This is a genomic window from Candidatus Viridilinea mediisalina, from assembly GCF_002532535.1.
Taxonomy (GTDB): domain Bacteria; phylum Chloroflexota; class Chloroflexia; order Chloroflexales; family Chloroflexaceae; genus Viridilinea; species Viridilinea mediisalina.
Genome location: NZ_NQWI01000291.1, coordinates 1 through 1,059, shown reverse-complemented (window position 1 = coordinate 1,059; position 1,059 = coordinate 1). Strand labels below are relative to the sequence as shown.

General features: G+C 59.1%; 2 protein-coding genes. Both read left to right on the top strand.

Annotation, left to right across the window (positions count from 1 at the left end):
• The coding region (locus tag CJ255_RS23930) for a hypothetical protein (protein WP_165774893.1) at positions 1–249 on the top strand (249 nt) is incomplete at its 5' end.
• A gap of 541 nt (positions 250–790) precedes the next feature.
• Positions 791–1,059: hypothetical protein (locus CJ255_RS23165; RefSeq protein WP_133117026.1), on the top strand; the 269-nt coding region annotated here is incomplete at its 3' end.

The following is a 1,059-nucleotide window of genomic DNA, read 5'->3' as shown; positions in this document are numbered from 1 at the left end:
CTGCGTCGCGCTCTGGGTCTGGTTGGTGCCACCCCGCTGCACCATACGCCCCTGGCGGTGCAGGCGCGCCATATTGCTCTCTCGGCGCTGGCTGAGCTTGTCGAAGCCCCGCGCCGCGCCCCTCCGCTGGCTTCGACCCTTCGACAAGCTCAGGGCTCAGCCAGCGGAGGGGCGCGGCGTGCTCACTCCGTTTCTCACGAGCCACTGGCCCGCAGGCCATTTGATAACTTGACAATCGGGGTGACGTAGACCGCATGATAGCGTTACTTTTGCGCTATGACACGTATCCGTTCAGGGGGGGGCGATCCGCTACGATCATGACGACAACATGCTCTTACGTTGCAACGCGAAGGGAGCGAAGACCACGAAGACCGCGAAGAAAGGCGATGACGGTATCCCATATGCCCGATCTTCGCGTACTTCGCGTACTTCGCTCTCTTCGCGGTAACATAAAAGAGCCTCTCCCCTGAACGGATACCTATGACACGGCTTCAGGCTGCTTTACAGCTCGGTGCCATGCATCGCTTTCTGATGCGCTCCAGCTAACATCTGAAACGAAATACCTGAAACCTTGCCTACTGCAAAGTAAGCCAACGGTAAGCAGGGTATAACGCATGTTCTGCTCGCCACTCGTTACTCGCCACTCGCCACTCGCCACTCGTCACTCGTCACTCGCCACTGATATGCCGTTGCCGATGCCAACCTCCGCGCTCTGTTGCGCTAGTATGGCACCGTCGGCGACGATGCGGTAACGCTCGATCCCCGCATTGCGACGGCGCTTGGCGTTGATGTGCCTGCCGAACTGTTGCACGAACATACCATTCGTGTCCCGCGTGGCTATGTGGCCCCTGTCGTTGCCAGTGCAGCGCCAAGCGCCCCCCAGTGGCAGCAGGAGTTGCACGAACTCCAGGCGTGGCTTGAACATGGCCAGCCCTACCCTAGCCGCGAGACGCTCAAACGGAGCATCGACATGAGTCTAACCCCTACGCACCACCTTCGCATAGACATCCTGCAAGCGCAAGGTATAATCTACCGAAACCAGATGAATCTCGGCTTGTT